Source organism: Actinomadura sp. NPDC048394 (assembly GCF_040651755.1).
Classification (GTDB): Bacteria; Actinomycetota; Actinomycetes; order Streptosporangiales; family Streptosporangiaceae; genus Spirillospora; species Spirillospora montaniterrae.
On record NZ_JBEZJL010000101.1, the window covers coordinates 13,459 to 34,915 of the forward strand.

19 protein-coding genes and 1 tRNA gene are annotated in these 21,457 nt (G+C 71.3%); 15 read left to right on the top strand and 5 right to left on the bottom strand.

Annotated elements, in window-relative coordinates:
* Positions 1-30: 30 nt before the first annotated feature.
* The 3 genes from AB0C78_RS45015 to AB0C78_RS45025 all read left to right on the top strand — a co-directional run bounded on the left by AB0C78_RS45015 (position 31) and on the right by AB0C78_RS45025 (position 1,654).
* Positions 31-606, top strand: coding sequence for a GNAT family N-acetyltransferase (locus AB0C78_RS45015; RefSeq protein ID WP_360760838.1), 576 nt, complete (start codon positions 31-33; stop codon positions 604-606).
* Positions 607-665: 59 nt separating this feature from the next.
* Positions 666-1,079: a helix-turn-helix transcriptional regulator gene (locus AB0C78_RS45020; RefSeq protein ID WP_360760839.1), complete on the top strand. Its 414-nt coding sequence runs from the start codon at positions 666-668 to the stop codon at positions 1,077-1,079.
* Between the two features lie 122 nt (positions 1,080-1,201).
* Positions 1,202-1,654, top strand: coding sequence for a VOC family protein (locus AB0C78_RS45025; RefSeq protein ID WP_151544281.1), 453 nt, complete (start codon positions 1,202-1,204; stop codon positions 1,652-1,654).
* A gap of 16 nt (positions 1,655-1,670) precedes the next feature.
* On the opposite strand, the gene AB0C78_RS45030 is transcribed toward AB0C78_RS45025, so the two are convergent.
* Positions 1,671-3,098 carry a pyridoxal-dependent decarboxylase gene (locus AB0C78_RS45030; protein ID WP_360760841.1) on the bottom strand — a complete coding sequence of 476 codons (1,428 nt, stop codon included), beginning with the start codon at positions 3,096-3,098 and terminating at the stop codon, positions 1,671-1,673.
* Between the two features lie 208 nt (positions 3,099-3,306).
* Here AB0C78_RS45030 and AB0C78_RS45035 point away from each other — a divergent pair, with 208 nt between their 5' ends.
* Positions 3,307-4,167, top strand: coding sequence for a hypothetical protein (locus AB0C78_RS45035; RefSeq protein ID WP_360760843.1), 861 nt, complete (start codon positions 3,307-3,309; stop codon positions 4,165-4,167).
* 79 nt (positions 4,168-4,246) lie between these two features.
* On the opposite strand, the gene AB0C78_RS45040 is transcribed toward AB0C78_RS45035, so the two are convergent.
* Positions 4,247-4,957, bottom strand: coding sequence for a helix-turn-helix domain-containing protein (locus AB0C78_RS45040; protein WP_360760845.1), 711 nt, complete (start codon positions 4,955-4,957; stop codon positions 4,247-4,249).
* A gap of 64 nt (positions 4,958-5,021) precedes the next feature.
* On the opposite strand from AB0C78_RS45040, the gene AB0C78_RS45045 reads away from it, so the two are divergent.
* Complete coding sequence (locus tag AB0C78_RS45045; RefSeq protein WP_360760846.1) at positions 5,022-5,576, top strand: type 1 glutamine amidotransferase domain-containing protein; 555 nt, start codon at positions 5,022-5,024, stop codon at positions 5,574-5,576.
* Between the two features lie 107 nt (positions 5,577-5,683).
* Positions 5,684-7,102: a pyruvate kinase gene (gene pyk / locus AB0C78_RS45050; protein ID WP_360760847.1), complete on the top strand. Its 1,419-nt coding sequence runs from the start codon at positions 5,684-5,686 to the stop codon at positions 7,100-7,102.
* Positions 7,103-7,889: 787 nt separating this feature from the next.
* Here pyk and AB0C78_RS45055 read toward each other — a convergent pair.
* Positions 7,890-7,962 (bottom strand) — tRNA-Leu (locus tag AB0C78_RS45055).
* Positions 7,963-8,073: 111 nt separating this feature from the next.
* Here AB0C78_RS45055 and AB0C78_RS45060 point away from each other — a divergent pair.
* The 6 genes from AB0C78_RS45060 to AB0C78_RS45085 all read left to right on the top strand — a co-directional run bounded on the left by AB0C78_RS45060 (position 8,074) and on the right by AB0C78_RS45085 (position 13,989).
* Positions 8,074-8,688: a response regulator gene (locus tag AB0C78_RS45060; RefSeq protein ID WP_360760863.1), complete on the top strand. Its 615-nt coding sequence runs from the start codon at positions 8,074-8,076 to the stop codon at positions 8,686-8,688.
* Positions 8,689-8,990: 302 nt separating this feature from the next.
* On the top strand, positions 8,991-10,142 hold the full coding sequence (locus AB0C78_RS45065; protein ID WP_360760865.1) for a branched-chain amino acid ABC transporter substrate-binding protein: 1,152 nt from the start codon (positions 8,991-8,993) through the stop codon (positions 10,140-10,142).
* A 95-nt stretch (positions 10,143-10,237) separates the two neighbouring features.
* Positions 10,238-11,206, top strand: a complete 969-nt coding sequence (locus tag AB0C78_RS45070; protein WP_190862396.1) for a branched-chain amino acid ABC transporter permease — start codon at positions 10,238-10,240, stop codon at positions 11,204-11,206.
* A complete protein-coding gene (locus AB0C78_RS45075; RefSeq protein ID WP_360760849.1) occupies positions 11,203-12,357 on the top strand; it encodes a branched-chain amino acid ABC transporter permease in 1,155 nt (384 codons plus the stop codon). Before AB0C78_RS45070 ends, AB0C78_RS45075 begins: the two co-directional genes overlap by 4 nt.
* Complete coding sequence (locus AB0C78_RS45080) at positions 12,354-13,163, top strand: ABC transporter ATP-binding protein (RefSeq protein ID WP_360760851.1); 810 nt, start codon at positions 12,354-12,356, stop codon at positions 13,161-13,163. Before AB0C78_RS45075 ends, AB0C78_RS45080 begins: the two co-directional genes overlap by 4 nt.
* Positions 13,153-13,989: an ABC transporter ATP-binding protein gene (locus tag AB0C78_RS45085; protein WP_360760853.1), complete on the top strand. Its 837-nt coding sequence runs from the start codon at positions 13,153-13,155 to the stop codon at positions 13,987-13,989. Before AB0C78_RS45080 ends, AB0C78_RS45085 begins: the two co-directional genes overlap by 11 nt.
* A gap of 44 nt (positions 13,990-14,033) precedes the next feature.
* Here the strand turns inward: AB0C78_RS45085 and AB0C78_RS45090 are convergent, their stop codons facing one another.
* Positions 14,034-14,600: a DUF4352 domain-containing protein gene (locus AB0C78_RS45090; RefSeq protein ID WP_360760855.1), complete on the bottom strand. Its 567-nt coding sequence runs from the start codon at positions 14,598-14,600 to the stop codon at positions 14,034-14,036.
* 292 nt (positions 14,601-14,892) lie between these two features.
* Entirely contained in the window at positions 14,893-15,246 is a 354-nt protein-coding gene (locus tag AB0C78_RS45095; protein ID WP_151544286.1) for a hotdog fold thioesterase, read from the bottom strand.
* A gap of 138 nt (positions 15,247-15,384) precedes the next feature.
* On the opposite strand from AB0C78_RS45095, the gene polA reads away from it, so the two are divergent.
* The 3 genes from polA to rpsA all read left to right on the top strand — a co-directional run bounded on the left by polA (position 15,385) and on the right by rpsA (position 21,346).
* Positions 15,385-18,075 carry a DNA polymerase I gene (polA, locus tag AB0C78_RS45100; protein ID WP_360760857.1) on the top strand — a complete coding sequence of 897 codons (2,691 nt, stop codon included), beginning with the start codon at positions 15,385-15,387 and terminating at the stop codon, positions 18,073-18,075.
* A 447-nt stretch (positions 18,076-18,522) separates the two neighbouring features.
* Positions 18,523-19,620 carry a polysaccharide deacetylase family protein gene (locus AB0C78_RS45105; RefSeq protein ID WP_360760859.1) on the top strand — a complete coding sequence of 366 codons (1,098 nt, stop codon included), beginning with the start codon at positions 18,523-18,525 and terminating at the stop codon, positions 19,618-19,620.
* A 244-nt stretch (positions 19,621-19,864) separates the two neighbouring features.
* The gene (gene rpsA / locus AB0C78_RS45110) at positions 19,865-21,346 is read left to right on the top strand and encodes a 30S ribosomal protein S1 (RefSeq protein WP_360760861.1); all 1,482 of its coding nucleotides are present in this window, start codon (positions 19,865-19,867) and stop codon (positions 21,344-21,346) included.
* Positions 21,347-21,457 lie beyond the last annotated feature (111 nt).

The window sequence follows — 21,457 nt, forward strand, 5'->3', positions numbered from 1 at the left end:
CGCGGCGGCGTCGCGCGTACGGGGGTTCCCATGCCGACCCGGCAGATCGAGGTCACCGACTGGCACCTGGAGCAGCTCGGCCCCGCCGACCTGCGGCCCGCGCGGGTGCCCGACGTCCCCGTCGCCATCGCCCGCGCCGAGCTGCCCAGCCCCGAGCTGAGCCGCTACCTGTACACCGCGGTCGGCGGCGACCACTACTGGACGGACCGGCTCGCCTGGACCTACGACCAGTGGCTCAACTGGCTGTCGCGGCCCGGCGTGGAGACCTGGGTCGCGCACGTCCGCGGCACCCCCGCCGGCTACGCCGAGCTCGACCCGCAGCCGGACGGCATCGTCGAGATCAGCTGCTTCGGGCTGCTGCCCGCCTTCACCGGCCAGGGCCTCGGCGGCCACCTGCTCAGCGTCGGCGCCGCCCGCGCCTGGGACCTCGCCACCCGCTGGCACGACCGCAAGCCCACCCGCCGCGTCCGGCTGACCACCGGCTCCAACGACCACCCCGCCGCGCTGAGGAACTACCAGGCCCGCGGGTTCCGCGTGTACGACGTCACCGTCGCCACCGGCACCTTCGACCACACCCCGCCCGGCCCCTGGCCCGGCGCCCGCTGACCGGGCGGCCCACGGCCGTCCAGGGCGGACCGTCGGACCCCCGCCCTACCATCGGAGGCATGGACACCGCGCTCCTGCGGCGGATGCGCCTCGCCAAGGACGCCATGGACCGCGACTGGGCCGAGCCGCTCGACGTCGCCGCCGTCGCCGCCCGCGCCGGGTACTCCCGCTACCACTTCGTCCGGCTGTTCAACGAGGCCTACGGCGAGACCCCGGGACGCTACCTGGCCCGCCGCCGCATCGAGCGCGCCCAGGAACTGCTGCGCACCGCGAACCTCACCGTCACCGAGATCTGCCTGCTCGTCGGGTTCACCAGCCTCGGCACCTTCTGCACCCGCTTCAAGGAGCAGACCGGCGTCACCCCCACCGAGTTCCGCCGCCGCGCCCGCGCCGGCGGCGGCACCGCGGTCCCCGGCTGCTTCGTGCTGCTGTGGGCCGGCGGCTTCCGCACGGACCGGCCGGTGCCCCGCTGACCGTCCCGGCCGCACGGCCGCAATTTTCGAGAAGCCCGGGGACGGGCCGCGACCCTAGCGTTGACCTCGGACGACGGCCCCGGAGAGCCCGGAGCCGCCACCGCCGAAGGGAACCACCGAACATGATCACCAAACTCGGGATCTCCACCGTCTGGGTCCTCGACCAGGAGTCCGCCAAGGAGTTCTTCACCGCCAAGCTCGGCCTCGAGGTGCGCGACGACACGACCCTCGGCGAGGGCGGCATGCGCTGGCTCACCGTCGGCCCCAAGGGCCAGCCCGACCTCAGGCTCGCGCTCATGGTCCCCGGCCCGCCGACGATGGACCCGGACTCCGCCGAGCAGATGAGGTCCCTGCTCGCCAAGGGCGTCCTCGGCGCCGGCGCCTTCACCACCGACGACTGCGAGGCCGCCTACGAGGAGCTGTCGGCCCGGGGCGTCACCTTCGTCCACAAGCCGGAGCGGCGCCCCTACGGCATCGAGGCCGTCTTCCGCGACGACTCCGGCAACTGGTTCAGCCTCACCCAGCCGTTCGACGAGCTCGACGAGACGGCGCCCTGGAACGACTGCGCCACCTGACCGACCCGGGCCCGGGTCAGAGATCCAGCGTCGCCGCCAGCTCCCGCAGCACCTCCACCAGGCGCTCCACGTCCGCCTTCGTGGTCCGCCAGTTCAACGGCGCCGGCCGGAACACCGTCATCCCGCGGTACCGGCTGGTGCCCGCATAGACGCGGCCGTCCCCGAGCAGCGCCTCGCCGAGCCTCGCGTTCAGCTCGTCCAGCCGTTCCTCGGGGACGCCCGCCGGCCGGTACCGGAAGCACACCACGCACAACCGCACCGGCGCCAGCAGCTCCAGGTCGGGCGCCGCCTCCACCAGCGCCCCCAGATGCGCGGCGACGTCCAGATGCCGCTCCACCATCGCCCGGTACCCGTCCCGCCCGTACGCCCGCAACGTCGCCCAGATCGGCAGCGCCCGCGCCCGCCGCGACGACTCCGGCCCCAGCATGTTGTAGTTGACCCGGTCGCCGTCCTCCTCCGGCAGGTACGCCGCGCCCCACGCCCCGAACGCCTCGCTCAGCATCCCCGGGTCCCGGACGAACGAGAACCCGCTCTCGTACGGCACGTTCAGCCACTTGTGACCGTCCGCCGTCACCGAGTCCGCCCGCTCCACGCCCCGCGCCAGGTGCGCCGTCCGCGGCGACAGCGCCGCGAACAGCCCGAACGCCCCGTCCACGTGCAGCCATGCCCCGTGCCGCTCCGCCAGGTCCGCCAGCTCGCCGACCGGGTCGGAGTCGCCGGCGTTCACCTCCCCGAGGTTCGCCACGACCACCGCCCGGCCGCCCGCCTCCGCCAGCGCCGCGTCCATCGCCGCCAGATCCACCCGGCCCGCGTCGTCGCGCGCGAACACCCGCAGCGTGTCCCGCCCGCAACCGAGGATCTGCAGCGCCTTGCGCGTGCTGACGTGCACCAGCCCGCTGCTGAACACCGGCATCGCCGGCAGCCCCGCCAGACCCTGCGACGCCGCGTCCACCCCGTGCCGGCCCGCCCACCACTGCCGCGCGCACGCCAGCCCCGTCACGTGCGCCAGCGTCGCGCTCGGCGTCAGCACCCCGCCGAACGACGCCGGCAGCCCGAACAACTCCTTCAGCCAGCGCAGCACCACCGTCTCCGCCCGCGCCGCCAGCGGCGACGTCAGCCACAGCCCCGCCGCCTGATCCAGCAGCGACGCCGTCCAGTCGCCCGCCATCGCCGCCGGCGTCGACCCGCCCACCACGAAATGGAAGAACCGCGGGCCGGACGAGTGCGTCGCCGCCCCCGTCCCCACCCGCACCAGCCGCTCGACCGCCGCCAGCGACCCGTCGCCGCGCTCCGGCAGCGGCCCGTCCAGCTCGTCCAGCAGGACGTCCATCGCCCGGTCGTGCACCGGACGCTCCGCCAGCCCGTCCAGGTACGGCCCGGCCGCCTCCGCGACCAGCCCCAGCGCGCCGGCCGCCATGTCACGTTCGTCCAGAGGATCGCTCATCGCCCCAGCAGACCACACGTTCCGGATCATGGAAATCGCGCCGGACATCCCAGAACAGCCCTCTTGTGAGGAAAGGGCCCGTCCGCTACGGTTCCGCCCGGCCCCACGCGGGACGCCAGGGGCCCGGTCGCCCACCGCTGGGGCGGCCGGGCCCGCCCCGTCCGTTTCCTCCAAGACCGGCCCACCGCACCGCCCTACGGTGAGCGCCATGAGAACGCCGCCCGCCACCGCCCTCGCCCGCGCCTGGGAGTTCATGCGGCTCAACGCCCGCGTCATCGACCGCCGCCGCTTCGCCCTGCACTTCCACGGCGCCCCCGCCGCGCCCCTCCTCGCCGCCCTCGTCGCCTACGAGAACCCCGACGGCGGCTACGGCCACGCCCTCGAACCCGACCTGCGCGGCGAGGCCAGCCAGCCCGTCCCCGCCCAGCACGCCCTCGACGTCCTCCACCAGGCCGGCGCCGACGACCACCCCGCCGTCGCCCGCATCGCCGCCCACCTCGCCGCCATCGCCACCCCCGACGGGGGAGTGCCGTTCGTCCTGCCCGCCGTCCGCGACGCCCCCCACGCCCCCTGGTGGCAGACCCCCGACGACCCGCCCGCCGCGATCAACCCCACCGCGACCCTCGCCGGGATGCTCCACCGCGCCGGATCCCGCCACCCCTGGCTCGCCACCGCCACCGCCTTCTGCTGGCGCCACCTCGACGACCCGCCCGCCGACCCCGGCCCCTACGACGTCCTCGCCCTGCTCACCTTCCTCGACCACGTCCCCGACCGCGCCCGCGCCGAGGCCGCCTTCACCCGCCTCCGCGACGCCTTCGCCGCCCACGCCCGCAGCGACCACCACGACGTCCTCGACTTCGCTCCCGCACCCGGCGGATTCGGGCACCGCCTCTTCGGCGACGCCGCCGTCGACGCCGCGCTCGACGCCCTCATCGACGCCCAGCACGAGGACGGCGGCTGGGACGTCCGCTTCCTCATCTGGACGCCCGCCACCCGCCCCGAATGGCGCGGGCACGTCACCGTCGAACGCCTCCGCACCCTCCACGCCTACAACCGCCTAAAACCCTGACAACCCCACGCACAACACACCCCCGCCACGCACGCGGGCCCGGCGCGCGGTGGCTATCTCGCTCGCAGCGCAGCCTGGCTTACAGCAGTGACCGGACGGGCTCGCCCGCCAGCGCCCGCACCTCGTTCGCGAGATGCGCCTGGTCGGCGTAGCCCGCCGCGTACGCCACGTCGGCGAGGGCCATCCCCGAACGCGCCAGCACCAGCGCCCGCTGGAACCGCAGTACCCGCTGCAACGTCTTCGGCCCGTACCCGAACACCGCCAGCGAACGCCGCCGCAACTGGCGCTCGCCCAGCCCCACCGCGTCCGCCACCTCCCGCACCGACCCGCCCGCGACCCCCGCCACCACCACAGGGACCAGCGGATCCACCGGCTCCGCCACCGCCGCCCGCGCCCGGACGCCCGCCACCAGCAGCGCGCGCCGCTCCTCCAGCGAGCCCGCCCCGGCCACCGCGTCCGCCAGCTCGTCCGCCGCACCACCCCACAGCTCCCGCAGCGGCACCCGCGCGTCCCGCACCGCGTCCGCCGGCGCCCCCAGCACCGGCGGCGCCGCCCCCGGCCCGAACCGCACCGCCGCCATCACCGACCCCGGACGCATCGCCGCCGGCATCGGGCCCGTGTCCGGCCCCGCCACCTGGATCCCGTCCGCCGACCAGATCACGTCCACGCACCCGTCCGGCACCACCCGCTGCACGAACGGCTCCGCGCCCGCCGGCAGCGCGGCCGTCCACGAGCACACCAGCCCCGCCCCGCGTTCGGGGACCTCCCGATAGCCCGTCGGATTCACCATTCCTGCATACCACTCGCCCGCCCGGGCAGGGGACCTCGGAGAACCGAAAGGGAGGTAACCCCACATGTCCACCGATCTCCAGGGCAAGACCATCGCCTTCCTCTGCGCCCCCGAGGGCACCGAGCAGGTCGAGCTCACCGAACCTTGGAAGGCCGTCGAGCAGGCCGGCGGCACCCCGCGCCTCGTCTCCACCCAGTCCGGCCGCCTCCAGGCCTTCGACCACCTCGACAAGGCCGACACCTTCCCCGTCGACACCACCGTCGACGTCTCCGACCACACCGAGTTCGACGGGCTCCTGCTGCCCGGCGGCGTCGCCAACCCCGACTTCCTGCGCACCCAGCCCAACGCCGTCGCGTTCGCCAAGGCGTTCTTCGACGCCGGCAAGCCCGTCGCCGTCATCTGCCACGGGCCGTGGACGCTCATCGAGGCCGACGTCGTCCGGGGACGCACCATGACGTCCTGGCCCAGCCTCCAGACCGACCTGCGCAACGCCGGGGCGACCTGGGTCGACGAGGAGGTCAAGATCTGCGAGGAGGGCCCCAACGTGCTCGTGAGCAGCCGCAAGCCGGACGACCTCAAGGCCTTCTGCCAGGCCGCCGTCGAGGCCTTCAAACGGTGAGCCGGCGGCCATGGTCTAGACCTCTGACCTAGACCATTCGGTGAACCTTGGGCGACCGCATCCTGCACGAATATCCGTACCAACGGGTAACTAAGTACGGTTGTGACGTGACCCGTCGAGCGAAGATAGTCAGCACCATCGGTCCCGCCTGCTCCAGCACGGAACAGATCCACGCCCTCGTCGAGGCCGGCATCGACGTCGCCCGGCTCAACATGAGCCACGGCGAGCACGCCGTCCACGAGGAGGTCTACCACCGGATCAGGGCGGCCGCCGACGCCACCGGACGCGGCGTCGGCATCCTCGCGGACCTGCAGGGCCCCAAGATCCGCATCGGGCGGTTCCCCGACGGCCCCGTCCGCCTCACGCTCGGCGACGAGTTCACCATCACCACCGAGGACGTCCCCGGCACCCGCCGCGAGGTCTCCACCACCTACCAGGGCCTGCCCGGCGACGTCGGCCCCGGCGACACCGTCCTCATCGACGACGGCCGCGTCGCCCTCGAGGTCACCGCCGTTGACGGCCCCCGCGTCCGCACGGTCGTCAAGGTCGGCGGCATGGTCTCCGACAACAAGGGCCTCAACCTGCCCGGCGTCCCCGTCTCCGTCCCCGCCCTCACCGAGAAGGACGAGACCGACCTGCGCTGGGCCCTGCGCCTCGGCGTCGACCTCGTCGCCCTCTCCTTCGTCCGCACCCCCGCCGACGCCGACATCTGCTACCAGATCATGGAGGAGGAGGGCGTCCGCGTCCCCCTCATCGGCAAGATCGAGAAGCCGCAGGCCGTCGAGCTCCTCCCCGAGATCGTCGCCGCCTTCGACGGCATCATGGTCGCCCGCGGCGACCTCGGCGTCGAGCTCCCCCTCGAGCAGGTCCCGATGGTCCAGAAGCGCGCCATCGAACTCTGCCGCGAGAAGGCCCGCCCGGTCATCGTCGCCACCCAGATGCTCGAGTCCATGATCTCCGCGCCGCGCCCCACCCGCGCCGAGACCTCCGACGTCGCCAACGCCGTCTTCGAGGGCGCCGACGCCGTCATGCTCTCCGGCGAGACCAGCGTCGGCCAGTACCCGATCGAGTCCGTCCGCACCATGAGCCGCATCGTGGAGACCGCCGAGCAGGCCACCCTGCACGCCACCCACACCCTGCAGCGCATGCCGGAGACCGTCGGCGGCGCCATCGCCCGCGCAGCCGCCGAGGTCGGCGCGATCGTCGGCGCGGAGGCCCTCGCCGCGTTCACCATGTCCGGCGAGACCGCCCGACGGCTGTCCCGCTACCGCTCGCCGATCCCGCTGCTGGCCTTCACCTCGGTGCCCGCCGTCCGGGGCCGCCTCGCGCACGTCTGGGGCGTCGAGACCTTCATCGTCCCGCAGGTCGACCACACCGACGCGATGTTCCGCCAGGTCGAGCAGGCCCTCCTCGAGCTCGGCCGCTGCCAGAAGGGCGACAAGGTCGTCGTCGTCGCGGGCTCGCCCCCCGGCACCCCCGGCTCCACCAACGCCCTCCAGGTCCTCAACATCGGCGAGAGCCACTGACCCGCGCGCCCGACCGGCCGCCGCCCCGCCAGGGCCGGCGCCCGGCCGGCCGCGCGCGGACCGCATCTTGATCACCGCCGGGTCTCATTTCCACGACGCTCCGGCCACCACGCCAACCCTCGGTACCTGGCCCCCACGAACTCATCGAGCCGAGCCACCGCCTCCCGTCTGGCCAATGCTCCGGCAGCCGTCCGAGTGGATCGGCCCCCGGACGAACTCCTCGGTGCGTTGATCCGTGATCTCTCGCTGCCACCCGGCCGGCTCGATCTTCCTTGTGTGCTTGCGCCCCCGCCCATGCTGTGGGAACAGCCTTTGGCCTGCCGGGCGATATGGCCATCACCCAGATGGCGCCGACGGAAACACCGCAGGCGCGGGCAACGGCGTGACCTGTCAGGCCCCTGCTGTTTCAGCCGCCAGGCTCGTCGGATGATCTCTTCGTCGAGCATGGCGGTACTGTCGCATCCGCCACTGACAGTTTCGATTCGACCTCACACAGTGATCTCTCGGTGAGTGCGGAGGCTGCGACGCGGTTCGTGCTGCCAAGTGTGAGCGGGCCTGTACGTGATCGAGTCTTTGGGTGGAATGACGCCAAGTGTCACCGGGCGCAAATCGTCACAAGCCTGCATTAATGCTGCCGTGCCGTGCGGCTTGCCATAGGGCTCGCCGGCCTGAGGGACGGCGGGCCGCCGCGGCCGAGTGGCATCTGGAAGGGGCGCGTAGGCGTCCTCAGGGGCTCAGGGCGTCGCCTTGGGGCAAGTGCTGTCAGGCTTGGCCGTTATGGAAGAAGTGCCCCGAGTGGGATTCGAACCCACACTTGATGTGGTTTGAGCACATTGCCTCTGCCATTGGGCTATCGGGGCATTTGTCCGCTTTGCTTGCGGACCTCCCCCATGCAGGCCAGGGGAGGGGTGACGGGGACCAGGGTAGCGGGTTTCGGTAGGGTCGGGGGCGTGGAGAGCGCTCGGCGAGTTGTGATCGCGGAAGACGAGGCCCTGATCCGGCTGGACCTGAAGGAGATGCTGCAGGAGGACGGCTACGAGGTCGTGGGCGAGGCCGGGGACGGGGAGACCGCCGTCCGGCTGGCCGGCGAGCTCAAGCCCGACCTGGTGATCCTGGACGTGAAGATGCCCGTCCTGGACGGCATCTCCGCGGCGGAGCGGATCTCGGCGGACCGGATCGCGCCGGTCGTGATCCTGACGGCGTTCTCCCAGCGCGAGCTCGTCCAGCGGGCGACGGAGGCCGGCGCGATGGCCTACCTCGTCAAGCCGTTCGCCAAGACCGACCTGACGCCCGCCATCGAGATGGCGGTGAGCCGGTACACCGAGCTGCGGGCGCTGGAGGCGGAGGTCGTCGGGCTGCAGGAGCGGCTGGAGACCCGCAAGGTGGTGGACCGGGCGAAGGGGCTGCTGCAGGAGGCGCACGGCTGGTCGGAGCCCGAGGCGTTCCGGTGGATCCAGAAGACCTCGATGGACCGCAGGCTCACCATGAGGGCCGTCGCGGAGGCCGTGGTGGCGGGCGCCACCGGCACGTCGGGCGGCGGCGCCGGCGGCGGTGCGAACGGCGAGGGCGAGCCGTCCGCGGGCTGACTTCCTGCCCTGTCACCCCGCGCGTTGTCAAGATCCAAACCGCTGGTCCCGGACCGGCCATGCTCGGCACGCTCCGTAATCGTCCCTGGCAAAACGGGGGAACCGATGGGCACAGGGGCGTAACGAAGCAATAACCCTTCGATCCGGGGGTGCTGTTCTGGGTCGGGTCGACGGTGTACGACATAGCTGGTCCCCGAGTGACCGATATCTCCTCCCGGGAGCGGTCGGCGTCGGGGCATGACTCGTACCCGATCCGGTGCGGATCCGGATGTGAAAGGTTGGGCACCTTGCGGCGCAACAGGATGAGGGTGACCGGCGCGATCGCGCTGGGAGCGGCGATGGCGCTGGGCGCCGCCGCGTGCGGCTCGGGAGACAGCGGCGGGGGCAAGGATCTGACGATCGCCTACATCGGTGTCCAGACCGGCGACAACTCCCCTGAGCTCGGGATCAACATCTCCAACGGGGTGAAGCTGGCGATCGACCAGTACAACGCCACGAACCCCAAGAAGAAGGTCAAGTTCAAGATCTACGACACCAAGGGCGACCCGGCCGTCGCGCCCGGCCAGGTGCAGAAGGCGATCGACGACGACGTCACCGCGGTCGTCGGCCCGGTGTTCTCCGGCGAGTCCAAGGCCACGGTCCCGAGCCTGGAGGAGGCGGAGATCCCGAACATCTCCCCCTCGGCCACCTCCACCGCGCTGGGCAAGAACGGCTGGAAGTTCTGGCACCGGCTGATCTCCAACGACGACGCGCAGGGCCAGGTGGACGGCGACTTCATCGTCAAGACGCTGGGCGCCAAGAAGGTCTTCGTCATCGACGACAACCAGGAGTACAGCGTCGGCCTGGCCGACAAGGTGTTCTCCGCGGTGCAGACGGCGGGCGTGACCCCGCAGCGCGACAAGATCGACCCGAAGGCGACCGACTACTCCAGCACCGTCAACAAGGTGAAGGCGGCCAAGCCGGACGCGATCTTCTTCGGCGGCTACTACAACGGCGGCGACAAGCTGCTCAAGCAGCTGCGCGACGGCGGCGTGACCGCCAAGTTCGTCTCCGACGACGGCGCGCTCGACCAGAAGCTGATCGACGGCGCCGGCGCCAAGCAGGCGGAGGGTGCGCTGGTCTCGTGCGCCTGCCAGTCGATCAACCCGACGGCGGACAACCCGGCGGTCGCGAAGTTCATCAACGACTACAAGACCGCGTTCCACAAGGACCAGGGCACGTACTCGGCCGAGGGCTACGACGCCACGAACGCGATCCTGGACGCCTTCAAGGCGGGCAAGACCACGACGAAGGACGTCAACGACTACCTCAAGACCGTCAACTTCCAGGGCGTGTCGAAGCCGGTCAAGTTCGAGGCGAACGGCGAGATCCAGGTCAAGACGATCTACATGTTCCAGGTGGTGGACGGGAAGCTGAAGTTCCTCGGCGACGCCTCCAAGGTGAAGCCCGAGTGAGCTAGGCCCGCCACGACGCAGGATCGACGCCGGTCCTCCGGCGCGGGGCGGGAGCGCCACAGCGCTCCCGCCCCCTCTTTCTTGAGGAACCCTCTGTGCTCCACGACTTCACATCCCAGTTCTGGGCGAACACGGTCGACGGGCTGACCGTCGGTTCGATCTACGCGCTGGTCGCGCTCGGCTACACGATGGTCTACGGCGTGCTCCGGCTCATCAACTTCGCCCACTCCGAAATCTTCATGATCGGCACGTTCGGCGGGCTGACCCTGATCCAGGTGGTCGGCTTCGACAACGGCCCCTACACCGGCATCGCCCTGGTGGGCGTGCTGCTGGCGTGCCTGGTGGCGTCGATGGTCGCCTCGGGCGGGGCGGCGCTGCTGCTGGAGCTGGTCGCCTACCGGCCGCTGCGCCGCAAGGGGGCGTCGCGGCTGGCGGCGCTGATCTCGGCGATCGGCGCGTCGCTGTTCCTGCAGGAGCTGTTCGCGACGACGGTGATCCCGCACTTCTTCGGGCACGGCGGCGGCCGCGACCCGATCCACGTGCCGGACCTGCTGAAGAAGGAGACGCTGTTCTCGATCGGGTCCGGGGACGTCCGCAACGACAAGCTGCTGATCTTCGTGGCGGCGATCGTGATGATGGTCGTCCTGGACCGGTTCGTGAACGCCTCCAAGCTCGGCCGCGGCATCCGGGCCACGGCGCAGGACCCCGAGACGGCGGTGCTGCTCGGGGTGAACATCGACCGGGTCGTCGTCGTGACGTTCGTGGTCGGCGGCCTGATGGCGGGCGCGGCGGGCTTCTTCTTCGCGCTGCTGTACCAGCAGACGATGTTCAACATCGGGTTCATCCTCGGCATCAAGGCGTTCACGGCCGCGGTGCTCGGCGGCATCGGCAACCTGCGCGGCGCGCTCGTCGGCGGGTTCACGCTGGGGCTGATCGAGAACTACGGCGGTTCCATCTTCGGCTCCGAGTGGAAGGACGTCATCGCGTTCACGCTTCTCGTGGTCATCCTCCTGTTCCGTCCCACCGGCATCCTCGGTGAGTCCCTCCAGCAGGCGCGCGCATGAGCGACAACACGAACAAGACAGCGAACTCGGCGGGGTGGCGCGGCGCGCTCTCCGGGCCTCTGGAGGCCGTCCGCACGCATTGGGACCGGGCGCCGGGCTGGGAGCGGTGGGCGGTCTACGTCCTGCTGATCGTCGGCGCGCTCTTCCTGCCGTACGAGGGTCTGGCGCCGGTGATGTCGCCGGAGTCGGCGTGGTCCACGATCCTGTTCTATCCGATCGGGATCTACGTGCTGCTCGCGCTGGGCCTGAACGTGGTGATCGGGTACGCCGGCATGCTCGACCTCGGGTACGTGGCGTTCTGGGCGATCGGCGCGTACACGATGGCGACGATGGCGGTGAAGCACGGGATCGGGTTCTGGCCGCTGCTGCCCTGCGGGATCGTGCTGGCGGCGGTGTCCGGGGTGATCCTGGGCGCTCCGACGCTGCGGTTGCGCGGCGACTACCTGGCGATCGTGACGCTGGGCTTCGGGGAGATCGTCCGGAAGGTCGCGGAGAACACGAACTGGCTGGGCGGCACGCGCGGGATCAACAACATCCCGCACCCGCCGAGCCACGAGGGCGTGTGGTTCGCCGGGGTGGACCTGTTCACGTACAAGATCAGGGACGCGCGGCCGTACTACTACCTGCTGGTCGCGGTGATCGTGCTGGTGGTGATCTTCTCGAAGCGGCTGGAGGCCAGCCGGATCGGGCGGTCCTGGACGGCGATCCGGGAGGACGAGGACGCCGCCGAGATCATGGGCGTCCCGACGTTCAAGTTCAAGCTGCTGTCGTTCGCGACGGGCGCGGCGATCGGCGGGGCGGCGGGCGTGGTGTTCGCGGCGAAGACGAGCTACGTCGCGCCGGCGAACTTCCCGTTCCTGCTGTCGGCGACGATCCTGGCCGCGGTGGTGCTGGGCGGCGCGGGCAACATCCCGGGCGTGATCGTGGGGGCGTTCCTGGTGGCGTGGCTGCCGGAGCGGTTCCGCGGGCTGGCCGACTACCGCGACCTGGCGTTCGGCGCGATCCTGGTGGCGATGATGATCTTCCGTCCGGAGGGGCTGATCCCGTCGAGGCAGCGCAAGGCCGAGATGGCCGAGGGCGGCGGAGGGATGGGCCATATGGGCGCGGAGATCGACACGTCCGGCTCGGAGGCCGAGGTGGGGAGCAGATGAGCGAGGTTTCCGGCGCCGCGGGCGGCAAGACCGGCGGCGCCCTGCTCGAGCTGTCGCAGGTGACGATGCGCTTCGGCGGCGTCGTCGCGCTGAACGCGGTCGACCTGACGGTCCGCGAGGGCGAGATCTTCGCGCTGATCGGGCCGAACGGCGCGGGCAAGACGACGGTGTTCAACACGGTGACCGGGGTGTACCGGCCGACGTCGGGGGAGATCAGGTTCGCGGGCGGCCGGCTGAACGGCCTGAAGCGGTACCAGGTCACCAAGCGCGGCGTCGCGCGGACGTTCCAGAACATCCGGCTGTTCCCGAACATGACGGCGGAGCAGAACGTGCAGGTGGGCGCGGACGCGCACCACAACGCGGGGCTGGTCAGCGTGACGTTCGGGCTGCCGCGGCACCGGCGGGCCGAGCGCGAGGGCAAGGCGCTGGCGCGGGAGCTGCTGGACTTCGTCGGGGTGTCGCACCGCACGCACGACATGGCGAAGAACCTGCCGTACGGCGACCAGCGGCGGCTGGAGATCGCGCGGGCGCTGGCGACGGACCCGAAGCTGCTGCTGCTGGACGAGCCGGCCGCGGGGATGAACCCGGCGGAGAAGAACTCGCTGATGGAGCTGATCCGCAGGATCCGCGACAACGGCCGGACGGTGCTGCTCATCGAGCACGACATGGGCCTGGTGATGGGGATCAGCGACCGCGTCGCGGTGCTGGACTTCGGACAGAAGATCGCCGACGGGCTGCCCGCCGAGGTGCAGAACGACCCGAAGGTGATCGAGGCGTACCTGGGGGCTCCGGCCGATGCTTCTTGAACTGAAGGACGTGCACGTCCACTACGGCAAGATCGAGGCGCTGAAGGGCGTGTCGCTGCAGGTGGACGAGGGCGAGATCGTCTCGCTGATCGGCGGCAACGGCGCGGGGAAGACCACCACGCTGAAGACGATCTCGGGGCTGCGGTCCTGCTCGTCGGGGTCGGTGTTCTTCGAGGGCGCCGACATCGGGTCGATGCCGGGGCACAAGCGGGTGCTCGCGGGGATCGGGCAGGCGCCGGAGGGCCGGGGGATCTTCCCGGGCATGTCGGTGCACGAGAACCTGCTGATGGGCGCGTACGCCCGCAAGGACGACCACTCCAAGGAGCTGGCGGAGGCGTACGAGCTGTTCCCGCGGCTGGCGGAGCGGCGGTCGCAGGCGGCGGGCACGATGTCGGGCGGCGAGCAGCAGATGCTGGCGATCGGCCGGGCGCTGCTGTCGAAGCCGAAGGTGCTGCTGCTGGACGAGCCGTCGATGGGCCTGGCGCCGATGCTGGTGCAGCAGATCTTCTCGATCATCGAGGAGATCAACCGGCGCGGGACGACGATCCTGCTGGTGGAGCAGAACGCGCAGCAGGCGCTGCGGCTGGCGCACCGGGCGTACGTGCTGGAGACGGGCCGGATCGTGCGGTCGGCTCCTGCGTCGGAGCTGCTGGACGACCCGCAGGTGCGGGCGGCCTACCTGGGCGGCGACGTCGGCGGCGGCGACGCGTCGGACGCGTCCGGCGCGTCCGGCGCGGCGGCTGGCGAGGCCGGGAAGGTCGCGCTCGGCAAGACCGCGCCGGAGACCGGGAAGGCGGACGGCGAGGACGCACCCGACGCCGGGTAGCAACCCGGCACATATTCACCGCGACCCCGGGGCGGGGCCGCCGTTCACCGCAACGGCAGCTCCGCCCCGGGGTCGTGCTGTAGCGGGACGCCGAGCTCGTCGGTGGGGTCGGAGTAGAGCCGCAGCGCCCTGATCTGCGCGTCCTTCGGGATGTCGTACATCAGGTCGAACTCGAGGCGGTCGTGGGAGCCGAGCTCGATGTCGGTGGGCTGCCGCTTGACCCGCATCGCGTTGACGTCGGGCGGGTAGGCGCCGCGCGAGGTGACGAGCAGCTGCCGGTCGAGGTCGATCTTGTGGAAGGTCGCGTAGCGGTTCTCGGCGAGCATCCGGACGCGGGCGAAGCCGCCGAGGCGGGACGGCAGGTCGGCGTGGCTGCCGGTGATGGTGGTGAGCCCGGAGCTGAGGCCGATCGCGGCGAACGCGACCTGCCCGTCGGTCACCTCGCGGTAGGGGAGGGGACGCTCGCCGTCGCGGACGTGCCGGGCGGGGACGCGGTAGTGGCTCTCGTCGTTGCCGCCGCACGCGGACGCCAGCGGGATCAGCAGGGCGAGGGCCAGGAGGGCCGAGCGCCGTCGCGCCGTGCGGGGGCGTCCTGCCGGAAGGGGCCGCATGATCGGCACCGTAGGACGGCGTCTCCGGCGTCCGCCAGATCGCGGGGCGTCCTGGGACCGTCCCGTGATCTGCGTCCGGGCCCCGGGACGTGCCGGGCCTGGGATCACCTTTGGGGCCGTACGGCCCTCGCGGGCGCGTGCGTTGTCTACTCGGTGATCCCAGGCCGTTCCGATCCACGCTACAGACCCCGGCCGGTCCATCGCAAAGAAAGCCGCGGATCGGGCGCGCGGCGGGACGGCGTCTCACGAGGCCGGACGCCCCCGCGCGCCCCCGGCGGACCGCGCCTGCGGGTCAGGTCGCGGGCGCGTCGCGGAGCATGCAGGTGAGGCGGGCCGTGCACACCCGGCGGTCCTGCTCGTCGGTGATGACGATGTCGTAGGTGGCGAGCGTCCGGCCGCCGTGGGCGCGGGTGGCGACGCCGGTGACGTACCCGTCGGTCGCGGACCGGTGGTGCGTGGCGTTGATCTCGATGCCGACGGCGATGCGGCCCGGCCCGGCGTGCATCGCCGACCCGGCGGACCCGAGCGTCTCGGCCAGCACGCAGGACGCGCCGCCGTGCAGCAGCCCGTACGGCTGGGTGTTGCCCTTGACCGGCATGCGGCCGACGACGCGTTCCGCGGACACCTCCAGGTACTCCACGCCCATCGCCTTGGCCAGGTCGCCGCGGGACTCGATCCCCTCCCCGGAAAGGATCTTCGCGGCCAGGTCGTCCCGGCTCAGGCCGTCGGTGTCGCTCACTTACGCCTCCACAAAACTGTCGTACGCGCAGACTAGAGTCCTGGTGTGGCGAACGAACCAGCGACCCCTGACAAGCGTGACCGGCTCCTCCTGCTCGACGGGCATTCCCTGGCCTACCGCGCGTTCTTCGCGCTGCCGGTGGAGAACTTCTCCACCACCGACGGGCAGCCGACGAACGCGGTGTACGGCTTCACCTCGATGCTCATCAACGTCCTGCGCGACGAGCAGCCCACCCACATCGCGGTGGCGTTCGACCGCAGCGAGCCGACCTTCCGGCACGAGCAGTACGTGGAGTACAAGGCGGGGCGGCAGAAGACGCCCGACGAGTTCCGCAGCCAGGTCAGCCTGATCTTCGAGGTGCTGGACGCGCTGCGCATCCCGCGGATGTCGGTCGCGGGGTTCGAGGCCGACGACATTATCGCCACGCTGTCGGTGCAGGCCACCGAGGCCGGCCTCGACACCCTGATCGTCACCGGCGACCGGGACGCGTTCCAGCTCGTCAACGAGCACGTCACGATCCTGTACCCGGTCAAGGGCGTCTCGGAGCTCGCCCGGATGGACCCGGCCGCCGTCGAGGCCAAGTACGGGGTGCCGCCCGAGCGGTACCGCGAGCTCGCCGCGCTGGTCGGGGAGAGCAGCGACAACCTGCCGGGCGTGCCCGGCGTCGGCCCGAAGACCGCCGCCAAGTGGCTGGTCAAGTACGGCGACCTCGACACCCTCGTCGCGAAGGTCGACGAGATCAAGGGCAAGGCCGGCGACAACCTGCGCGAGCACCTGGCCGGGGTGCTGCGCAACCAGCAGATCAACAAGCTCGACACCAGCGTCGGGCTGGAGCTGACGCCGCCGCAGCTGACGATGGGCCAGTGGGACCGCGACGAGATCCACACCCTGTTCGACTCGCTGCAGTTCCGGGTGCTGCGCGAGCGGCTGTACTCCTCGCTGTCGGCGGCGGAGCCGGAGGCCGACGAGGGCTTCGAGGTGCAGGTGGACGCGCTGGAGCCGGGCGCGCTCGGCGCCTGGCTGGACGCCAACGGCGGCACCCGGCTCGGCGTCGCCGTCACCGGCTCGTGGGGCCGCGGCACCGGCGAGATCACCGCGCTCGCGCTGGCGTCCAAGGACGGGCCCGCCGTCCACCTCGACCCGGCGGAGCTGATCGAGGACGACGAGCGCGCGCTCGCCGCGTTCCTCGCCGACCCGTCCCGCCCGAAGGCGGTCCACGAGGCGAAGGGCCCGATGCTGGCGCTCGCCGCGCGCGGCATGCGGCTCGACGGCGTCACCAGCGACACCGCGCTGGCCGCCTACCTGGCGCTGCCGGGGCAGCGCACGTTCGACCTCGCCGACCTCGTCCTGCGCTACCTGCACCGGGAGTTGCGCAGCGAGACCGAGGACTCCGGGCAGCTCACCCTGGACGGCTCCGGTGAGGAGGAGGCCGCCGAGGCCCTCGCCGTCCGCGCGCGCGCCGTCACCGAGCTGGCCGACGTCCTCGACAAGGACCTGGAAAAGCGCGGCGCGACGCGGCTCCTGCACGAGGTGGAGCTGCCGCTCGTCGGCGTGCTGGCCGACATGGAGCGCGCGGGCATCGCCGTCGACGCCGACCACCTCGCCGGCCTGTCGGCGTCGCTCGGCGGGCAGGTGAAGGAGCAGGAGCAGCAGGCCCACGCCGCCGTCGGGCACGAGTTCAACCTCGGCTCGCCCAAGCAGGTGCAGCAGGTGCTGTTCGACGAGCTGAACCTGCCGAAGACCAAGCGCACCAAGACCGGCTACACCACCGACTCCGAGGCCCTCACCACCCTCCTGGAGAAGGACGGCCACCCGGTGCTGGAGCACATCCTGCGCTGGCGCGAGGTCGCCAAGCTCAAGAGCATCGTCGACTCGCTCATCCCGATGGCCGACGACGCGGGCCGCATCCACACGACGTTCAACCAGATGATCGCGGCGACCGGGCGGCTGTCGTCCACCGACCCGAACCTGCAGAACATCCCGATCCGCACCGCCGAGGGCCGGCAGATCCGCGAGGCGTTCGTCGTCGGCGGCGGCTACGAGTCGCTCCTCACCGCCGACTACTCGCAGATCGAGCTGCGGATCATGGCGCACCTGTCGGAGGACGAGGCGCTGCTGGAGGCGTTCGGCACCGGCGCCGACTTCCACACCATCACCGCGTCCCGCGTGTTCGGGCTGCCGCCCGAGCAGATCGACTCCGAGCTGCGCGCCCGCATCAAGGCCATGAACTACGGGCTCGCCTACGGCCTGTCGGCGTACGGCCTCTCCCAGCAGCTGCGGATCTCCCCGGACGAGGCGCGCGGCCTGATGGAGGAGTACTTCCAGCAGTTCGGCGGCGTCCGCGACTACCTGCGCGACATCGTCGCCAAGGCCCGCCAGGACGGCTACACCGAGACGATCCTCGGCCGCCGCCGCTACCTGCCCGACCTGAACTCCGACAACCGGCAGCGCCGCGAGATGGCCGAGCGGATGGCGCTGAACGCCCCCATCCAGGGCTCCGCCGCCGACATCATCAAGGTCGCGAGCCTGAACGTCGACCGCGCCCTGCGCGAGGCCGGCCTGACGTCCCGGATGCTGCTCCAGGTCCACGACGAGCTGGTGTTCGAGGTCGCCGCCGGCGAGCTCGACGAGCTCACCTCGCTCGTCCGCGACCAGATGGCCGGCGCCTACGCCCTCCGCGCCCCCCTCAGCGTCTCCATGGGAACCGGCCGCACCTGGCAGGACGCGGCGCACTAACTCAACCACGGCCCAAGGGGGCTTGCCTGGCGGCTCGCCCCTTGACCGTGCTTGGGCGAGCGCGAACTCGCTTCGCGAGCTTCCCGGTGGGGCTCGCCTCCGGCGTCGCCCCACCGGTCAGATAACGCGCTCGCGTGCGGGCTGAGCGCAGCGGCCAAGGCCGGCTCGTCCGGTTCGGGTGCCCCGCGTCCTTTTGGGCGCGGGGCATTTTTTCATGGGCGCCGTCGGGGGCGCGCGGGCGGGGTGTCCGGGTTTACCGGGGGGTTTCGTACTTGGTGCGATCCGGGGCGGCGGTGGAGGGGTCTGTGGAGATCATTCGGGTACGCCGGTGGGTGTCCGTTGATGTCCGGGGGGTCGTACGCTGTCCCCCTGGTCCTGTTCGGGTCTACCGGCGGGGGAAACGTGCCTCTCCTTCACAAGATCGCTGGAGTTGTGGTCGTCTGCGCCGTGATCCTGGGGCTGACGTTGCCAGGGGAGCGGCGCGCGCGCGACAAGGACGCCACGGCGGCGCGGGCCGGCGCCAGTGCGCGGGCCGCGAGCGAGGACCGGCCGGCCGGGGCGGCGACGCCCGCCGGGCCGCCGGCGCCCGGCCAGGCCGCGGCGTCCCCGAGCGGGCCGGCGAGCCCGCCGGCGCCCGCGCGGCTCGCGGCGGCGACGCCCGCGGCGGCGCAGGTGAAGGCCGACGAGCTGGGCCAGATCCCGGTGATCATGTACCACCGGATCATGGTCAAGCCGCAGCAGTCGCTGGACCGCTCGACCAAGGAGCTGCACGACGAGCTGACACGGCTCGCCAAGGACGGCTACGTGCCGATCACCGCGGCCGACTTCGTCAAGGGATGGATCAACGTCCCCGCCGGCAAGCACCCCGTCGTGCTCACCTTCGACGACAGCACCCCGGGGCACTTCGGCCTCGACGCGCAGGGCAACCCGAAGCCCGACACGGCGGTGGGCGTCATCGAGCAGGTGGCGCGGGAGAACCCCGGGTTCCGGCCGGTCGCGACGTTCTACCTGAACAAGGACCTGTTCGGGATGACCGGCCTGCAGGCCGCCGCGGGCCTGAAGTGGCTCACCCAGCACGGGTACGAGATCGCCAACCACACCATGTCGCACCCCGACCTGTCGCACCTGTCGAAGGACCAGGTGTACAAGGAGATCGGCGGCATGGAGGACGAGATCGTCAAGATGACCGGGACGCACACGACGACGTTCGCGTATCCCTTCGGCGTCGCCCCGCACAAGCCGGAGTGGGCGGAGAAGAAGGACGGCTCGTACGCGTTCCAGGGGATCTTCCTGGCGGGGTGGCGGCCGTCGGTGTCGCCGTTCGACGGGAAGTTCGACCGGTGGGCGATCGACCGGGTGCGGTCCGAGGGCAAGATCAAAGAGGACGACTGCAAGCAGTTCTGCTCGACCGCCTGGCTCGACTATCTGGACAAGCACCCCGATGAGCGGTACACATCTGACGGGGACCCGAACACGGTGACGTTTCCCAATATGCTCGAGGACCGGCTGGGCAAGCCGTACCGGGCCTGGGCGCGGGTCTACTGATGCGCGCCGGCCGGCGGCGCCCGCACCGGATTGACCAGGCGCGCCGCGTCCCATATTCTGATCGCTGCGCTGTGGGCCTGCGCGCGCTTCGGACGGAGCAGGCTCGCGCTCGGTCAGGTCGGCGACATCGGTTCGGTTCACTGACGCGGTCAGCACCGCGTTCCTTCCGGTTCTCGGCAGGGCGGACGGCCCTCCGCGCACAACCCATAACGACTTCCATGTCCGTACCGGAGCCAGCCGACACATGACGAGCAGCACCGAGGCCACCTCGACCACCCCGCAGGTAGCGGTCAACGACATCGGGTCCGAGGAAGCCTTCCTCGCGGCGATCGACGAGACCATCAAGTACTTCAACGACGGCGACATTGTCGAGGGCACTGTCGTCAAGGTCGATCGTGACGAGGTCCTCCTCGACATCGGCTACAAGACCGAGGGCGTCATCCCCTCGCGTGAGCTGTCCATCAAGCACGACGTCGACCCCAACGAGGTCGTCGCCGTGGGCGACCACGTCGAGGCCCTCGTCCTCCAGAAGGAGGACAAGGAAGGCCGTCTGATCCTGTCCAAGAAGCGCGCCCAGTACGAGCGCGCCTGGGGCACGATCGAGAAGATCAAGGACGAGGACGGCATCGTCACCGGCACCGTCATCGAGGTCGTCAAGGGCGGTCTCATCCTCGACATCGGCCTGCGCGGCTTCCTGCCCGCGTCGCTGGTCGAGATGCGCCGCGTCCGCGACCTGCAGCCCTACGTCGGCCGCGAGCTCGAGGCGAAGATCATCGAGCTGGACAAGAACCGCAACAACGTGGTCCTGTCCCGCCGCGCCTGGCTGGAGCAGACGCAGAGCGAGGTCCGCCAGACCTTCCTCAACACCCTGCAGAAGGGCCAGGTCCGCAAGGGCGTCGTCTCCTCGATCGTCAACTTCGGCGCGTTCGTCGACCTCGGCGGCGTCGACGGCCTGGTGCACGTCTCCGAGCTGTCCTGGAAGCACATCGACCACCCCTCCGAGGTCGTCGAGGTCGGCCAGGAGGTCACGGTCGAGGTCCTGGACGTCGACATGGAGCGCGAGCGCGTCTCCCTGTCGCTCAAGGCGACCCAGGAAGACCCGTGGCAGCAGTTCGCCCGCACCCACCAGATCGGGCAGGTCGTGCCGGGCCGCGTCACCAAGCTGGTGCCGTTCGGCGCGTTCGTCCGCGTCGAGGAGGGCATCGAGGGCCTGGTGCACATCTCCGAGCTGGCCGAGCGGCACGTGGAGATCCCCGAGCAGGTCGTCCAGGTCGGCGACGAGATCTTCGTGAAGATCATCGACATCGACCTCGACCGGCGCCGGATCAGCCTGTCGCTCAAGCAGGCCAACGAGGGCGCCGCGGGGATCGAGGAAGAGGACTTCGACCCGACCCTGTACGGCATGCCGGCGGAGTACGACGAGCAGGGCAACTACAAGTACCCCGAGGGCTTCGACGCCGAGACGGGCGAGTGGCTGCCGGGCTTCGACGAGCAGCGCGAGACCTGGGAGCGGCAGTACGCCGAGGCCCGCGCCCGCTTCGACGCCCACCGCAAGCAGATCGAGGAGGCCCGCAAGGCCGAGGCGGAGGCCGAGACCGGCCCCGTCGCCGGCGGCGGCGGCGAGACCTCCTACTCCGGCGGCGGGGAGAGCGAGTCGGGCGGTGGCGCGCTGGCCACCGACGAGGCGCTCGCCGCGCTGCGGGAGAAGCTGTCCGGCGGCCAGTGATCCGTCACTGACCCCGCACTGACGGGCGGCGGCCGGCGGGCCGCCACGACGACGGCCGGAGCGCGATCCTCGGATCGCCACCCGCCGTCGCCGAATCCGCCCCCGGGCCGG